Here is a 16,808-nt window from a genome sequence, read left to right as displayed (position 1 = left end):
TGTGCTATTATTCGCACCTTTGGAGCTGCCGACCTGTGCGGCTGCGCGCATCTACCGCCACCCACTTTCGGCGGAATAACAAGCACTTGTGGTGACAGATGAATAGTGGCTATCTGCATTTCCCGGAATTTGATCCGGTGATTTTTTCCATTGGACCGGTCTCTCTGCACTGGTATGGGTTGATGTACCTGGTCGGGTTTGTCTTCGCGATGTGGCTGGCGACGCGTCGGGCTAATCGCCCGGGCAGTGGCTGGACGAAAAACGAAGTCGAGAATTTACTTTACGCAGGTTTCCTGGGCGTTTTCCTCGGCGGGCGCATCGGCTACGTCTTCTTCTATAATCTTCCGCTGTTCCTTGATGATCCGCTCTATCTGTTCCGCGTCTGGGATGGTGGTATGTCGTTCCATGGCGGCCTGATCGGCGTCATTGTTGTGATGATCATCTTTGCCCGCCGGACTAAACGCACCTTTTTCCAGGTCTCTGATTTCATTGCGCCGCTGATCCCCTTCGGGCTGGGCTGCGGTCGTCTTGGTAACTTTATCAACGGCGAACTGTGGGGCCGCGTCGATCCGAACTTCCGTTTTTCGATGCTCTTCCCGGGCTCCCGCGCTGAAGATCTCGCGCTGCTGCCATCGCACCCGGAATGGCAGTCGACTTTCGACACCTATGGTGTGCTGCCGCGTCATGCCTCCCAATTGTATGAGCTGGCGCTGGAAGGGGTTGTTCTGTTTATCATCCTCAACCTGTTTATCCGCAAACCACGTCCGACCGGTGCTGTGTCCGGCCTGTTTTTGATTGGTTATGGTGCATTCCGCATTATTGTGGAGTTCTTCCGCCAGCCAGATGCACAGTTTACTGGTGAGTGGGTGCAGTACATCAGTATGGGGCAGATTCTCTCGATCCCAATGGTGCTGGCGGGTATCATCATGATGGTCTGGGCGTACCGCCGTCGCCCGCAGCAACACGTCTCCTGAGGGAAACATGAAACAGTATCTCGAACTCATGCAGAAGGTGCTTGATGAAGGCACCCCGAAGAATGACCGTACCGGCACCGGTACACTTTCCATTTTTGGTCACCAGATGCGTTTTAACCTGCAGGAAGGCTTTCCGCTGGTGACCACAAAGCGTTGCCACTTGCGTTCCATTATTCATGAGCTGCTGTGGTTCCTGCAGGGCGATACCAATGTCGCTTACCTGCATGAAAACAACGTCACTATCTGGGACGAGTGGGCCGACGAGCAGGGCAATTTAGGACCGGTGTATGGCAAACAATGGCGTGCCTGGCCGACGCCGGATGGTCGCCATATTGATCAGATCACCACGGTGATGAACCAGCTCAAAAATGACCCGGATTCACGCCGTATTATCGTCTCTGCCTGGAATGTCGGCGAGCTGGACAAAATGGCACTGGCGCCGTGCCATGCGTTTTTCCAGTTCTATGTTGCCGATGGCAAGCTCTCCTGTCAGTTGTATCAGCGCTCCTGCGATGTTTTTCTCGGCCTGCCGTTTAACATCGCCAGCTATGCGCTGCTGGTACATATGATGGCGCAGCAGTGTGATCTTGAAGTAGGTGATTTTGTCTGGACTGGCGGTGACACACACCTGTACAGCAACCATATGGATCAAACACACCTGCAACTGAGCCGCGAACCGCGCGCGCTGCCGAAGCTGGTCATCAAACGTAAGCCGGCATCTATCTTCGACTATCGTTTCGACGATTTCGAGATTGAAGGCTACGATCCGCACCCGGGTATCAAGGCGCCTGTCGCTATTTAACCCTTACCGCCAGAAAACCGGTACCTGTGTGTGCCGGTTTTTTTATCCGCTGAAAGCGGCTTCCACTTTTCCTGCAACGCTGTGCAACACCGTGGAAATCGCGGATAACGCCTCGTAAAACAGAACATCGCCTTTCGCATTACTCTCGCGTGCTTCACATACTCCCGCCATGAAACGAGAACAGGGTTATACCCTTATTGAAACACTGGTCGCCACTGCGCTTATTTTGATCCTGAGCGCCACTGGGCTGTATGGCTGGCAAACCTGGAAACAACAGCAACGACTGTGGCAGACCGCCTCGCAGGTGCGGGATTACCTGACTTTCCTGCGCAATGACGCTAACTGGCACAACCGGGATCACAAACCCGACGTCCAGCGTGAAAAGACACACTGGTGTCTGGTCAGCAACCGACAGGGTAGCGAACCGTGCAGGGCCGACAATCCTTTTACGTTGGTGCCCGCCTGGCCGGAGATCGCACTGAAAGAGATAACACCATCGCTTGGTTTTTATGGTTTACGCAGCACGGCCTGGGCCGGGCATATCGTGCTGGAAAACCCGGCGGGAGAATGGGTAGTGACAGTATCGGCGTGGGGAAGGATTCGGCTGTGCCAGCGGGCAGGAGACACGACATGCCAGTAAAATCCCCGGGATTTTCATTGATGGAAGTGTTGATCGCCATGGCTATTGGCAGCATGTTGCTGCTCGCCACTTCCCGGTTTCTTCCTGCGCTACAAGGGGCTGTTCTCCGGCAAACCCGGCAGCAGGCGCTCGAAGAAGAGGTCTGGCAAAGGGTGTATGTGGTGGCAAAACATCTGCAGCGCGCCGGGTACTGCAACGGGAGTTGTTCGGGCGAGCCGCTACAGCTGGAAAAGAGCGGCGAATGTCTCATCGTCCGCTGGGACGCCAACAGCAATGGCATCTGGGATACCGCTCCAGTGACCAATGCAGACAGTACCGGGTTTCGACTGAATAACTACGCCCTTGAGACCTTGCGTGGTGCAACCACCTGCGCAGGAAAAGGGTGGGAAAAAATGACTGACCCTGGCGTATTCCATATCAACAATTTTACCGTGACCCGCATAGCCCATGCCGGGTTTGCACCGCAACTGACGGTGACCATGATGGCGTCGTTAACATCCGATCCACAGGCCACGGTTTCTGCGCAATACAGTGTGATGGGGTTTAATCTGTGAATCGCGAAAACGGAATATCGTCTCTGGCGCTGGTGTTGCTCACACTGATACTGGGAACGCTGCTGTTGAAGGGGTTGAGCCGACAGCACCAGACAATGCTTTCACAGGTCACGCTTGAACAGGCGGCGCTACGGGATAGCGCGCGTGCACAATCAGCGCTGCAATGGGGGCGAATGCAGACGTGGGAAGCGGCTCTGAAGACACAGTGCCAGCCAGCCCCCGCGTTTGCCGCTACAGTCTGTTTACGGTTTGAGGATGACAACACCGGGTTATTAATCGCCCGCAGCGGCGATTTCAGTTACTGGCAATCCGTGGTGCTGGACAAAGGAGTGCTTCGTTTTTCTGTTCATGGCTGGAGCGACTTCTGTCCGCGAAAGGAAAGTGCACTATGCCAGATACCCTGAATCGCCAGCAGGGGTTTAGCCTGCCGGAAGTCATACTGGCAATGGCGCTGATGGTTATCGTCGCCAGCGCGTTAGCAGGGTACCAGCGTGGTCTGGCCAGCGGATTTGTCCAGCTTGCGCAATACCGGCAACTGTGGCGCAATGCCTGGCAGCAAACACAGTGGGTAACTGGTGAAATGCCGGAGGGCTGGAAGGTGAGCCGTGTGCAGACATCGACGCAGAGATGTGTCAGCATCTCAGTTACAATCACCAGTCCAGTGGGCAGACAGAGTCAGATGACGCGCTTACATTGTCCGGCAGGTCAGTAATCCAGGAGCGAATATGTTAAGGGTGTACCATTCCAACCGCCTCGATGTGCTGGAAGCGTTGATGGAATATATTGTCGGGGAGGATCGCCTCGACGACCCGTTTGAGCCTGAAATGGTACTGGTGCAAAGTACCGGCATGGCGCAATGGTTGCAGATGACGCTGGCAAAACGCTTTGGTATTGCTGCGAATATCGATTTCCCCCTGCCTGCCAGTTTTATCTGGGATATGTTTGTTCGCGTTCTGCCGGACATACCTAAAGAGAGTGCATTCAATAAATCAGGCATGAGCTGGAAGCTGATGGCGTTGCTGCCAGACATGGTTGAGCAGGAAGCCTTCGCTCCGCTGCGTCACTATCTTTCTGACGATGCCGATAAACGTAAGCTGTTTCAGTTAGCTTCCCGGGTTGCCGATCTTTACGATCAATATCTGGTTTATCGCCCTGAATGGTTAACGCAATGGGAAGCGGATAAGCGTGTTGACGGGCTGGGTGACGCGCAGCAGTGGCAGGCGCCGCTGTGGAAAGCGCTGGTGAACTACACCGCTAAACTGGGGCAACCGCTCTGGCACCGTGCCAGCCTTTATCAGCGTTTTATTGATACTCTGGAAAAGGCCTCTGAGCTGCCTGCCGGCCTGCCGCCGCGGGTGTTTATCTGCGGCATTTCGGCACTACCGCCCGTTTATTTGCAGGCGTTGCAGGCGCTGGGCAAGCATATTGATATTTATGTGCTGTTCACTAACCCCTGCCGTTACTACTGGGGAGATATAAAAGATCCCGCGTTTCTGGCCCGATTAATGGCGCGTCAGCGCCGTCACCATCGTGAATCCCGCGAACTACCGCTGTTTCGCGATCCGGGTCAGGCGCCCGCTCTGTTTAACGCCGAAGGCGAGCAGGATGTCGGCAACCCGCTGCTGGCTTCCTGGGGCAAGCTCGGGCGTGACTATTTATATCTGCTTGCCGGACTGGAACGCTACGAAGAGCTCGACGCATTTGTTGATATTCCACCCGATAACCTGCTGCATAACCTGCAGTCGGATGTCCTTGAACTGCATAACGCACAGATAGCCGGACGAACCGAAGAAGAGTTCTCCACCAGCGCGCACAAGCGCGAACTGGATCCTGACGATCGCAGCCTGACGGTTCAGGTGTGTCACAGCCCGCAGCGTGAAGTGGAGGTTCTGCATGATCGTCTGCTGGCGATGCTGGAAGAAGATCCATCGCTGACGCCGCGCGATATTATCGTCATGGTGGCCGATATAGACAGTTACAGTCCGTTTATTCAGGCGGTGTTCGGTAGCGCCACGGGGGAGCGTTATCTGCCATATGCCATTTCTGACCGCCGCGCCCGTCAGTCGCACCCTGCGTTACAGGCCTTCATCACGCTGTTATCGCTGCCCGACAGCCGCTTTGTAAGCGAGGATGTCCTCGCGCTGCTGGATGTTCCCGTGCTGGCGGCACGTTTCAATATCGACGAAGAAGGGTTGCGTTATTTGCGCCAGTGGGTAAATGAGTCTGGCGTGCGCTGGGGCATTGACGATGACAACGTCCGTGAGCTTGAGCTGCCGGCTACGGGGCAGCATACATGGCACTTTGGCCTGACGCGTATGCTGCTTGGCTACGCTATGGAGAGCCGTGAAGGGGAGTGGCGTGACGTACTGCCGTACGATGAATCCAGCGGGCTTATCGCTGAGCTGGTGGGGCATCTGGCATCACTGCTTATGCAGCTCAACCTCTGGCGGCGCGGACTGGCGCAGGAGCGGCCACTGGAAGAGTGGCTGCCGGTTTGCCGTGAAATGCTCAACGACTTTTTCCTCCCGGATGCCGACACCGAAGCGGCGATAACGCTCATCGAACAACAGTGGCAGGCCATCATTTCTGAGGGCGTGCTGGCGCAGTATGGCGAAAGTGTACCGTTGTCATTATTGCGTGACGAACTTGCGCAGCGTCTGGATCAGCAGCGCATCAGCCAGCGTTTCCTCGCCGGCCCGGTCAACATCTGTACGCTGATGCCGATGCGTTCCATTCCGTTCAAAGTGGTTTGCCTGCTGGGCATGAACGACGGTGTTTATCCGCGTACGCTGGCCCCGCTCGGTTTTGACCTGATGAGCCAGAAACCATTGCGCGGCGATCGCAGCCGACGTGACGATGACCGTTATCTTTTTCTCGAAGCGCTCATGTCAGCGGAGCAAAAGCTCTATATCAGTTATATCGGTCGTTCTGTGCAGGACAACAGCGAGCGCTATCCTTCTGTCCTGGTGCAGGAACTGGTGGACTATATCGGACAAAGCCATTACCTGAAAGGCGACCAACATCTCAACTGTGATGAAAGCGAGCGGCGTGTGAAGGCACACATTACCCGGCTGCATACGCGAATGCCTTTCGACCCGGAAAACTACCAGGACGATGAGCAACAGAGCTATGCGCGTGAATGGCTGGCGGCGGCGAGTCAGCAAGGGGAAGCGCATCCGGCGTTTATACAGCCGCTGACAGAGCCGGAGATTGAGTCGATTCCTTTCGAACAGCTACAGCGCTTCTGGCAGCATCCGGTACGGGCCTTTTTCCAGATGCGGCTGCGGGTTAATTTCCGCGCCGAAGAGAGCGAAATCCCCGATGCGGAACCGTTCACTCTGGAAGGGCTTGCCCGCTACCAGCTCAATCAGCAGTTACTCAACGTACTGATTGAACAGCAGGATGCCGACAGCATGTACCGCCGCTACCGTGCCGCGGGCGAACTGCCGTATGGCGCGTTCGGCGAAATCGCCTGGGATGCGCAGCGCCAGGAAATGCAAACCCTGGCCGAGCGGGTGATTGCCTGCCGTCAGCCCGGACAGAGTATGGAAATCGATCTGCAATGTGATGGTGTCAACATAACGGGATGGTTGCCACAGGTTCAGCCGGATGGGCTGTTGCGCTGGCGTCCGTCTTTGATTAGCGTTTCACAAGGTATGCAACTTTGGCTGGAGCATCTTGTCTACTGTGCCAGTGGCGGAACGGGTGAAAGCCGTCTGTTTGTCCGCAAAGAGGGCGAGTGGCGTTTTGCTGCATTGCCCGCAGAACAGGCCATGGGGTATCTGGCAGAATTAGTGGCAGGATACCGTCAGGGAATGTGCTCGCCCCTGTTGTTTATGCCCGAAAGCGGCGGTGCCTGGCTTAAAGCCTGTTACGACGCCGAAAACGACACGATTTTGCAGGACGAAGAGACGCAACAAAAAGCGCGCAGTAAGTTCTTACAGGCGTATGAAGGCAATATGATGATGCGCGGCGAAGGTGCTGATGTCTGGTATCAACGCCTCTGGCGCACTCTGGAGCCGGAAAACTACGACGCCGTAATTGAACAAACGACGCGTTACCTGCTGCCGGTTTTTCGATTTAATCAGTCGTAAGTGCTGTATAAAAATTGCGCACATGGAAGGTTTCTTCTATCATGCGCAACTTGTCACGGACTGATGTGGTACAGAAAAAAGCCGCGAATGACGGCACAAATGTTAATGATGAGGTCCGTGAATGCCCCGCAACACCTGGTTTAGTGTTTTTGTTCTGTTTTTTGCCCTCTGGGCGCCCATCAGTCAGGCAGACACAGGATGGCAACCGGTACAGGAAACCATCCGCAAAAGTGACAACGATACCCGCCAGTATCAGGCTGTGAAGCTGGATAACGGCATGGTCGTGCTACTGGTGTCCGATAAGCAGGCGGTGAAATCACTGTCGGCGCTGGTCGCGCCAGTAGGGTCGCTGGAAGATCCTGAAGCGCATCCGGGTCTTGCGCACTATCTCGAACATATGACGCTGATGGGTTCCAGAAAATACCCGCAGCCGGACAGCCTCGCCGAATTTCTTAAAATGCACGGTGGCAGTCATAACGCCAGCACCGCGCCTTACCGCACCGCGTTTTATCTCGAAGTTGAAAATGACGCGCTCGAAGGCGCTGTTGATCGCCTGGCGGATGCCATTGCCGCGCCCGTTCTGGATAAAAAATACGCCGAACGTGAGCGTAACGCGGTGAACTCTGAGCTAACAATGGCCCGTACCCGTGACGGGATGCGCATGGCGCAGGTTAGCGCTGAAACCATCAACCCGGCACACCCTGGCGCGCGCTTTTCCGGCGGTAACCTCGAAACACTTAGCGACAAGCCTGGCAGTCCGGTGCATGACGCACTTCTCGCATTTCGTGACAAGTTTTACTCTGCGAACCTGATGAAAGCGGTGATTTACAGCAATAAACCGCTGCCGGAACTGGCGCAACTCGCGGCAGAGACTTACGGACGCGTGCCGAATAAAAACATTGAAAGACCGGAAATCAACGTGCCGGTTGTGACCGATGCTCAGAAAGGCATTATCATCCACTATGTTCCCGCACTGCCACGAAAAGTTGTGCGCGTTGAATTTCGCATTGATAACAATACCGCGCAATTTCGCAGTAAAACCGACGAACTGGTGACCTACCTGATTGGCAACCGCAGCCCGGGAACCCTCTCGGACTGGCTGCAAAAGCAGGGGTTGGTCGAAGGCATTCGCGCGGATTCTGACCCGGTGGTGAATGGCAACAGCGGCGTGCTGGCGATCTCCGCTACGCTGACCGACAAAGGCCTCGCCCACCGTAACGATGTGGTCGCGGCGATCTTCAGCTACCTCAATCTGCTGCGCGAAAAGGGTATCGATAAACGTTATTTCGACGAACTGGCGCATGTGCTGGATCTCGATTTCCGTTATCCCTCCATCAACCGCGATATGGATTACGTCGAATGGCTGGCGGACACCATGATCCGCGTGCCAGTGGAACATACGCTTGATGCAGTGAATATCGCCGACAAATATGATGCCGACGCAGTGAAAGCGCGTCTGGCAATGATGACGCCGCAAAACGCGCGCGTCTGGTATATCAGCCCGAACGAGCCGCACAATAAAACCGCTTATTTCGTTGATGCGCCGTATCAGGTCGATAAAATCAGCACGGAACAATTCGACATCTGGCAGAAGAAAAGCAACCAGCTTGCACTGAGCCTGCCGGAACTCAACCCCTACATCCCTGATGATTTCACGCTGAATGCTCCGACGGAAAAATACGATCGCCCGCAGCTCATCGAGAATCAGCCGTCGCTGCGCGTGGTGTATATGCCGAGCCGCTATTTCCCTGATGAGCCGAAAGCGGATATCACCATGATCCTGCGCAACCCGAAAGCGATGGACAGCGCTCGTAATCAGGTGATTTTCGCACTGAACGACTATCTTGCCGGGATCGCCCTTGATCAACTGGCGAATCAGGCCGCAGTTGGCGGAATCAGTTTCTCCACCGGTGCCAACAATGGTCTGATGCTCAACGCCAACGGCTATACCCAGAGGTTACCGCAGCTTTTCCTGGAATTGCTGAAAGCGTATTTCAGCTATACGCCAACTCAGGAACAGCTGGATCAGGCCAAATCCTGGTATATCCAGATGATGGATTCTGCTGAGAAGGGAAAAGCCTACGATCAGGCTATTATGCCGGTTCAGATGCTGTCGCAGGTGCCATATTTCCAGCGGGAAACGCGCCGCGAATTACTGCCGTCCATCTCGCTCGATGAGGTGATGCGTTATCGCGACACACTGAAAGCCAACGGCCGACCAGAATTTATGGTCGTCGGCAATATGACGACTGAGCAGTCGAAAACACTGGCTAAAGCGGTACAAACTGAGCTTGGTGCCAACGGCAATGAGTGGTGCCGTAATCAGGATGTCGTGGTGGATAAAAAGCAGTCAGTTATCTTTGAAAAAGCCGGAAGCAGCACGGATTCTGCGCTGGCTGCCGTTTTTGCACCGCCAAATGTCGACGAATACAGCAGTTCGGCGGCAGCCTCGCTTTTGGGGCAAATTGTGCAACCCTGGTTCTACAACCAGTTGCGTACGGAAGAACAGCTTGGTTACGCGGTCTTCGCTTTCCCGATGAATGTCGGGCGCCAGTGGGGGATGGGCTTCCTGCTGCAAAGCAGTGACAAACAACCCGCGTACTTGTGGGAACGTTATAAGGCGTTCTTCCCGACGGCTGAAGCGAAACTGCGGGCGATGAAGCCGGAAGAGTTTGCACAAATTCAGCAGGCGGTAATTGCCCAGATGACACAGGCGCCACAGACGCTGAGTGATGAAGCATCGCAACTCAGTAAAGATTTCGATCGCGGTAATATGCGTTTCGATTCACGTGATAAAGTAGTGGCTCAGATTAAACTGCTGACGCCGCAAAAACTTGCCGATTTCTTCCATCAGACGGTGGTTGAGCCGCAGGGCATGGCGATACTTTCTCAGGTCTCCGGCAGCCAGAACGGGAAAGTGGACTATGTTCACCCGCAAGGCTGGAAGGTCTGGGTAAACGTCAGCACATTGCAGCAAACCTTACCTCTGATGAGAGCGAATGAATGACCGATACCGCTGAGTCCCTTGATCCCCTGCGCCTGCCGCTTACCGGTGAGCGCCTGATTGAAGCCTCTGCGGGCACCGGAAAAACGTTTACTATCGCCGCACTTTATCTGCGACTGTTGCTCGGACTGGGCGAGGAAAATGCCTTTCCCCGCCCGATCAATGTCGAAGAACTGCTGGTGGTCACCTTTACAGAAGCGGCCACCGAAGAGCTGCGCGGTCGTATCCGCAGCAATATCCATGAGTTACGTATCGCCTGCCTGCGCGGACGGTCTGATAATCCACTTTACGCGCGGTTGCTGGCAGAGATTGATGACCGGCAGCGTGCGGCTGATGTGCTGATGCTGGCAGAGCGTCAGATGGATGAGGCCGCTGTCTTCACCATTCACGGCTTTTGTCAGCGAATGCTGAGCCTTAATGCCTTTGAATCCGGTATGCTGTTTGAACAGCAACTTATTGAAGATGAATCCCGGCTACGCTACCAGGCCTGCGCTGATTTCTGGCGTCGCCATTGTTACCCTCTTTCACGGGACATTGCCGGCGTTATCCATGCATCATGGAAAGGGCCACATGAGCTGCTCAAATCCATTGATCGTTATCTGCAAGGTGAAGCGCCGCAGATTAAATCACCGCCCGCCAGCGATGAAACGCTGGCCTCCCGCCATCAGCGCATCCTGACACAAATCAACGAGGCCAAAGCGCAGTGGCAGGCCGCGGCTGCCGATATCGGCGACATCATCGAGCGGTCAGGCATTAACCGGCAGAAATTTAACCGTACTAACCAGACGAAATACATTGAACGGGTCAACGCCTGGGCGGCAGAAGAAACAACCAGCTACGCGCTACCGGAGGCGCTGGAGAAGTTTTCGCAATCGTTTCTGCGTGAGCGCACGAAGCCAGAGGGCGAGGTGCCGGTACACCCGCTGTTTACCACCATTGAAAATCTGCTGTCGCAACCGCTAACGCTCAATGATCTGGTGATCACCCAGGCGATGACTGAGATCCGCGACGCCGTTGCTCGTGAAAAACGCCGTCGTGGCGAGCTGGGTTTTGACGATATGCTGAGCCGTCTGGATGACGCGTTGCGCAGCGAAAGTGGCGATGCGCTGGCTGCCGCTATTCGCCAGCGTTTCCCGGTGGCGATGATTGATGAGTTCCAGGATACCGACCCGCAACAGTACCGCATTTTCCGTCGTATCTGGCGGCGGCAGCCTGGTACGGCGCTGCTGTTGATAGGCGATCCCAAACAGGCAATTTACGCGTTTCGCGGCGCGGATATTTTCACTTACATGAAAGCGCGCAGCGACGTAACCGCGCACTACACGCTGGATACCAACTGGCGTTCAGCGCCGGGCATGGTGGAGAGTGTAAACCGTCTGTTCAGTCAGATGGACAATCCCTTCATGTTCCGCGAGATCCCGTTTCAGTCAGTGAATGCGGCTGAGAAAAATCACTCGCTGCGTTTTGAAATCGACGGAGAAAACCAGCCAGCTATGTGTTTGTGGCTGATGCCGGGCAATGGTGTGAGCACGGGCGACTATCAGACGATGATGGCGCAACGCTGCGCTGCGCAAATCCGTGACTGGCTGACGGCGGGGCAGCAGGGCAAAGCATTGTTGTGGCGAGGGGAGAAAGCGGAGCCGGTAAAGGCATCGGATATTACTGTACTGGTACGAAACCGCCAGGAAGCGGCGTTGATTCGCGATGCGCTCAATTTGCTGGCGATCCCTTCTGTCTATTTGTCGAATCGCGATAGTGTGTTTGAAACCCCCGAAGCGCAGGAGATGCTCTGGGTATTGCAGGCAGTCCTGGCGCCAGAACGTGAAGGTCTGTTGCGTAGCGCGCTGGCTACCGCACTGTTCGGCCTGAATGCCCAGGATATCGATCACCTGAATCAGGATGAGCTTGCCTGGGATGCGCTGGTGGAAGAGTTTGCCGCCTGGCGACAACTCTGGCACCAGCGCGGTGTCATGCCGATGTTGCGTGCGTTGATGAGCGCACGTCATATAACGGAAAATCTGCTGGCGACGCCGGGAGGCGAGCGCCGCTTAACGGACATTCTGCACATCAGCGAATTGTTGCAGGAAGCCGCATCACAACTGGAAAGCGAGCATGCACTGGTGCGCTGGCTGGCCCAGCATATCGCCGAGCCGGATACCAACGCCGCCAGTCAACAGATGCGACTGGAAAGTGACAAACATCTGGTGCAGATCGTCACGATCCACAAATCGAAAGGGCTGGAATATCCGCTGGTCTGGCTGCCCTTCATCGCCCGTTTCCGTAAGCAGGATCAGGCGTTTTATCATGACCGCCACTCCTTCGAGGCGGTGCTCGACCTACGCGAGGGGGAAGAGAGCCTCGAACTGGCGGAAGCCGAGCGGCTGGCGGAAGATTTGCGTCTCCTTTACGTCGCCTTAACCCGAGCAGTCTGGCACTGTAGTCTCGGCATTGCGCCGCTGACCAGCCGTCGCAGTGATAAACCTGGCGATACGGATTTTCATCATAGCGCGCTGGGGCGGCTGGTACAGAAAGGCGAAGTGATGGATGCCGCGGGGCTGGAGGCGAGCCTGCGGGCGCTCTGCAATGAACATATTGCGCTGATGAGCCCCGGTGTAGTGGATAACACTCGCTGGCAGGCACCAGAAACGCCACTGACGATGCTCTCTGCCCGCGAGATCACGCGCCGCGTCAGCGACGACTGGCGAGTGACAAGCTATTCTGGTCTGCAGCAACACGGCCACAGCGTGGCGCAGGATCTGCTGCCCCGGCTGGATATCGACGCTACAGGCGCAGGTGATATTCCCGACGCCCCGCAATTAACGCCGCACCAGTTTCCACGCGGCGCGTCACCGGGGACCTTCCTGCACAGCCTGTTTGAAGAACTCGATTTTACCCAACCCATTTCTACGGAGTGGATGCGCGAGCAGTTACAGTCAGGCGGCTATGATGAGAGCTGGACGCCGGTGTTAACGCAGTGGCTGGACACCGTATTGCAGACGCCGTTGCCTGGCGCCGGGATTGCGCTACGGGACCTGAGTGCCCGGCAGAAACAGGTGGAGCTGGAGTTTTATTTGCCAATTGAGCAGATGCTGGAACCGCAGGCGCTGGATGCGTTGCTCCGCCGTTATGATCCGCTGTCAGCGGGCTGCCCGCCACTGGATTTTCGCCAGGTGCGCGGCATGCTGAAGGGCTTTATTGACCTGGTTTTTCGCCATGACGGGCGCTATTACCTGCTGGACTACAAATCAAACTGGCTGGGTGACAGCGGTGAAGCCTATACGCAGCAGGCGATGGCGCAGGCGATGCAGTCGCACCGTTATGATCTGCAATATCAGCTTTACTGCCTCGCACTGCATCGTTATCTGCGCCACCGTATTGCGGATTACGACTACGATCGTCACTTTGGCGGCGTGATCTATCTGTTCCTGCGCGGCGTGGACAGCCGTGAACCCGGACAGGGTATTTTTACCACCCGCCCGGAACGTGCGCTTGTTGATGGCATGGATAACCTGTTTGCCGGTACGGCGCCGGAGGTGACGGAATGAAGATGACCGAACTGTTGCTGAGCGCGGTGGAGCACAAGCAACTGCGCCATCTGGACGTTCAGTTCGCCATGATGCTGACCTCGCCGGAAGAGAACCCGGCGCTGGCGCTGGCGGCGGCAATCCTCAGCCGCGACGCCGGGGAAGGGCACGTCTGTTTGCCGCTGTCTCGCTTGCGTGTGGATGAAAAGCTCAGTGGCACCGTGCGCGAAATCTGGACGCAACTCTTTGCGAAAGCGGGGGATCCGCAGCAGTGGCAGGAACTGCTGCTTGAGACACCGGCGGTCAGTCAGGGCGATGCCCCCACACCGCTCATTTTGTGTGACGATCGGTTATACCTGAACCGGATGTGGCGAAACGAGCTGACGGTAGCCCGTTTCTTTAGCGAGCATAATCAGCCAATTCAGGTCGATGAAGCGCGTCTGACTGAGACGCTGGCGGGGCTGTTTACGCCAGGCGATGGTGTGGACTGGCAGAAAGTAGCGGCGGCGGTGGCGCTGACCCGGCGTATTTCCGTGATTTCCGGCGGGCCGGGAACCGGCAAAACCACCACCGTGGCGAGATTGCTGGCGGCGCTTATTCAGATGTCAGGAGACGAACGCTGTCGGATCCGTCTGGCGGCACCGACCGGAAAAGCGGCAGCGCGACTGACCGAGTCTCTTGGTAGCGCGCTGCGTAAACTGCCGTTAAGTGAAGAGCAAAAAGCGCTGTTTCCCTCTGACGCCAGTACGTTGCATCGCTTGCTGGGTGCGCAACCGGGCAGCCAGCACATGCGTTATCATGCGGATAACCCGCTGCATCTGGACGTATTAGTGGTCGATGAAGCCTCAATGATTGATCTGCCGATGATGGCGCGTCTGATTGACGCGCTTCCACCACACGGACGGGTGATTTTTCTCGGTGACCGCGATCAACTGGCCTCCGTTGAGGCGGGTGCTGTGCTCGGCGATATCTGCGCATGGGTCAACGCCGGATATACAGCAGAGCGCGCAGCAGAGCTCAGCAGGCTGACCGGCATGGAAATCCCCGCAGGGGAAGGCGTGCACGCGGCCGGGCTGCGTGACAGTCTCTGCCTGTTGCAAAAGAGCTACCGCTTCGGCAGCCATTCCGGCATCGGCCAGCTGGCGCAGGCTGTCAATAAAGGCGATAAATCGGCTGTCAGCCAGGCGTTTCGCCAGGGCTTTGACGATATCGCGCTCAAATCGCTGCGTACCAGTAGCGAATATGAAACCATGCTCAGCGATGCCCAGGCCGGGTATGCGCGCTATTTGCAATGTCTGCGTGATAACGCAAGCCCGGAGGTTGTCCTCGCCGCGTTTGGTGAGTTTCAGTTGTTGTCGGCGTTGCGCGAAGGGCCATACGGCGTCAGCGGCCTGAATGATCAACTGGAGCGGGTGCTGGCGCGTCAGCGCTGGGTCACGCTGCCGAAGCATTCCCGTTGGTATGACGGGCGGCCGGTGATGATTTCGCGCAACGACAGTGCGCTGGGGCTGTTTAACGGTGATATTGGTGTGGCGCTCGATCGCGGTCAGGGGCTTCGCGTCTGGTTTATGATGCCGGACGGCACGGTGAAATCCTTCCAGCCCAGTCGCCTGCCGGAACACGAAACCGCGTGGGCGATGACGGTGCATAAATCGCAGGGGTCTGAGTTTGATCATGCCGCGCTGATCCTGCCCGCGCAGCCAACGCCACTGTTGACTCGTGAACTGGTCTACACCGCGATCACCCGCGCCCGTCAGCAGTTGTCGTTATATGCTGATGAACACCTGCTGGCACAGGCGATTGTGGCGCGCACCGAACGGCGCAGCGGTCTGGCCGCGTTTTTTGCCGGGTAGTCACGCTACCCGGTGCAGAACGCTTCAGCGCAAATCGGCCATCAGCACTTTGGAACGGCGCTGATAGTTATACATCTCTTTTTTGCTGTCCGGCAGCAGTTCAATATCCACGGGAGTAAAGCCGCGCTCCTGGAACCAGTGGATGCTGCGTGTGGTCAGCACAAACAACTTGCTGAGCCCCATCTGTTTCGCCTGGCTGGCAATGCGGTTAAGCAGCACCTCGCCACGCGACGAGCTGCGGTAGTCCGGATGCACCGCCACGCAGGCCATTTCGCCAATTTTCTCTTCCGGGAACGGGTAGAGCGCGGCACAGGCGATGGTGGTGTTATCACGCTGAATAATGGTGAATTTGTCGATCTCCATCTCCAGTTGTTCCCGTGAACGGCGCACCAGAATACCCTGCTGCTCCAGCGGACGGATAAGCTCGAGAATACCGCCAATGTCATTGATGGTGGCGCGACGAATTTGTTCGGCGCTTTCCATGACAATCTGCGTCCCGATGCCGTCGCGGGAGAAGAGTTCCTGCAACAGCGCGCCGTCTTCCTGATAGCTGATGAGATGACAACGACGAACACCGCTACGACAGGCTTTAACCGCTCCGCGCAGGAAGCGCACCGTACCGGAGTGATAATCGCCGTCAGCCTCCAGCGCTTCGAGACGCGCCTGGGCTTCGTTGGGGAACAGCTCGGGCAGGATTTCGCCATCCTCCGCATATACCCCCTGCGAAGAACAAAAGCCGATCATCTTCTCTGCTTTCAGCTTGATGGCCAGTTGCGTGGCAATCTCTTCTGATGTCAGGTTAAAGCTTTCACCGGTAACTGAGACGGCTACCGGCCCCATCAACACGATAGCGCCATTATCCAGCTGGCGGTGGATGGCTTCTTCATCAATGCGACGAATGCGTCCACTGTGGCAATAATCTACACCGTCATCCACCCCCAGCGGCTGTGCGATGATAAAATTCCCGCTTACCACGTTGATATGCGCTCCCTGCAACGGGGTATTGTTGAGGCTCATCGACAGACGCGCGGTGATGTCGAGCTGCAAAGTGCCTGCCGCCTGCTTAACCAGTTCAAGGGTTTTGGCATCCGTCACACGGATATGCTTGTGGTACATCGGTTCGTGGTGGTGAGTGACCAGATTGGCGTCGATTTGCGGACGCGCGCCATACACCACCACCAGCCGGATCCCGAGGCTGTGAAGCAGACCGATGTCGTTGACAATGCTGGAAAAATTCTCATGCTCGATGGCTTCCCCGCCCAGCATGATGACAAACGTTTTCCCCCGATGGGCGTTAATATAGGGGACGGAATGGCGAAATCCTTCAACCAGTTCGGTTCTACGTTCCTTCACCACGGCAAAA

At 56.2% G+C, this 16,808-nt stretch carries 11 protein-coding genes; 10 read left to right on the top strand and 1 reads right to left on the bottom strand.

Features of this window, described 5'->3' with window-relative positions:
* Positions 1-98 precede the first annotated feature (98 nt).
* From lgt to recD, 10 genes are all read left to right on the top strand, one after another.
* Complete coding sequence (gene lgt, locus GTGU_RS13255; RefSeq protein ID WP_038157808.1) at positions 99-974, top strand: prolipoprotein diacylglyceryl transferase; 876 nt, start codon at positions 99-101, stop codon at positions 972-974.
* Between the two features lie 7 nt (positions 975-981).
* Positions 982-1,776, top strand: coding sequence for a thymidylate synthase (gene thyA, locus GTGU_RS13250; RefSeq protein ID WP_038157806.1), 795 nt, complete (start codon positions 982-984; stop codon positions 1,774-1,776).
* A gap of 169 nt (positions 1,777-1,945) precedes the next feature.
* Positions 1,946-2,416 (top strand): prepilin peptidase-dependent protein, encoded by a 471-nt coding sequence (locus tag GTGU_RS13245; RefSeq protein ID WP_038157804.1) that lies wholly within the window; start codon positions 1,946-1,948, stop codon positions 2,414-2,416.
* Positions 2,407-2,970 carry a prepilin peptidase-dependent protein gene (locus GTGU_RS13240; protein ID WP_038157802.1) on the top strand — a complete coding sequence of 188 codons (564 nt, stop codon included), beginning with the start codon at positions 2,407-2,409 and terminating at the stop codon, positions 2,968-2,970. The genes GTGU_RS13245 and GTGU_RS13240 overlap by 10 nt, the downstream gene beginning before the upstream one ends.
* Positions 2,967-3,374: a DUF2509 family protein gene (locus GTGU_RS13235; protein WP_038157801.1), complete on the top strand. Its 408-nt coding sequence runs from the start codon at positions 2,967-2,969 to the stop codon at positions 3,372-3,374. Before GTGU_RS13240 ends, GTGU_RS13235 begins: the two co-directional genes overlap by 4 nt.
* A complete protein-coding gene (locus tag GTGU_RS13230; protein ID WP_038157800.1) occupies positions 3,359-3,682 on the top strand; it encodes a prepilin-type N-terminal cleavage/methylation domain-containing protein in 324 nt (107 codons plus the stop codon). Before GTGU_RS13235 ends, GTGU_RS13230 begins: the two co-directional genes overlap by 16 nt.
* A gap of 13 nt (positions 3,683-3,695) precedes the next feature.
* The gene (recC, locus tag GTGU_RS13225) at positions 3,696-7,064 is read left to right on the top strand and encodes an exodeoxyribonuclease V subunit gamma (protein WP_038157799.1); all 3,369 of its coding nucleotides are present in this window, start codon (positions 3,696-3,698) and stop codon (positions 7,062-7,064) included.
* Positions 7,065-7,185: 121 nt separating this feature from the next.
* Positions 7,186-10,071, top strand: coding sequence for a pitrilysin (gene ptrA, locus GTGU_RS13220; protein ID WP_038157798.1), 2,886 nt, complete (start codon positions 7,186-7,188; stop codon positions 10,069-10,071).
* Entirely contained in the window at positions 10,068-13,613 is a 3,546-nt protein-coding gene (recB, locus tag GTGU_RS13215) for an exodeoxyribonuclease V subunit beta (protein WP_038157797.1), read from the top strand. Before ptrA ends, recB begins: the two co-directional genes overlap by 4 nt.
* The gene (gene recD, locus GTGU_RS13210) at positions 13,610-15,445 is read left to right on the top strand and encodes an exodeoxyribonuclease V subunit alpha (RefSeq protein ID WP_038157796.1); all 1,836 of its coding nucleotides are present in this window, start codon (positions 13,610-13,612) and stop codon (positions 15,443-15,445) included. The genes recB and recD overlap by 4 nt, the downstream gene beginning before the upstream one ends.
* A 24-nt stretch (positions 15,446-15,469) precedes the next feature.
* On the opposite strand, the gene argA is transcribed toward recD, so the two are convergent.
* Positions 15,470-16,801 carry an amino-acid N-acetyltransferase gene (gene argA, locus GTGU_RS13205; RefSeq protein WP_038157795.1) on the bottom strand — a complete coding sequence of 444 codons (1,332 nt, stop codon included), beginning with the start codon at positions 16,799-16,801 and terminating at the stop codon, positions 15,470-15,472.
* Positions 16,802-16,808 lie beyond the last annotated feature (7 nt).

This window comes from Trabulsiella guamensis ATCC 49490 (assembly GCF_000734965.1).
In the GTDB taxonomy this organism is placed as follows: Bacteria; Pseudomonadota; Gammaproteobacteria; order Enterobacterales; family Enterobacteriaceae; genus Trabulsiella; species Trabulsiella guamensis.
The sequence above is the reverse complement of the archived record's forward strand: the minus strand, read 5'-3'. Positions and strand labels throughout refer to the sequence as shown.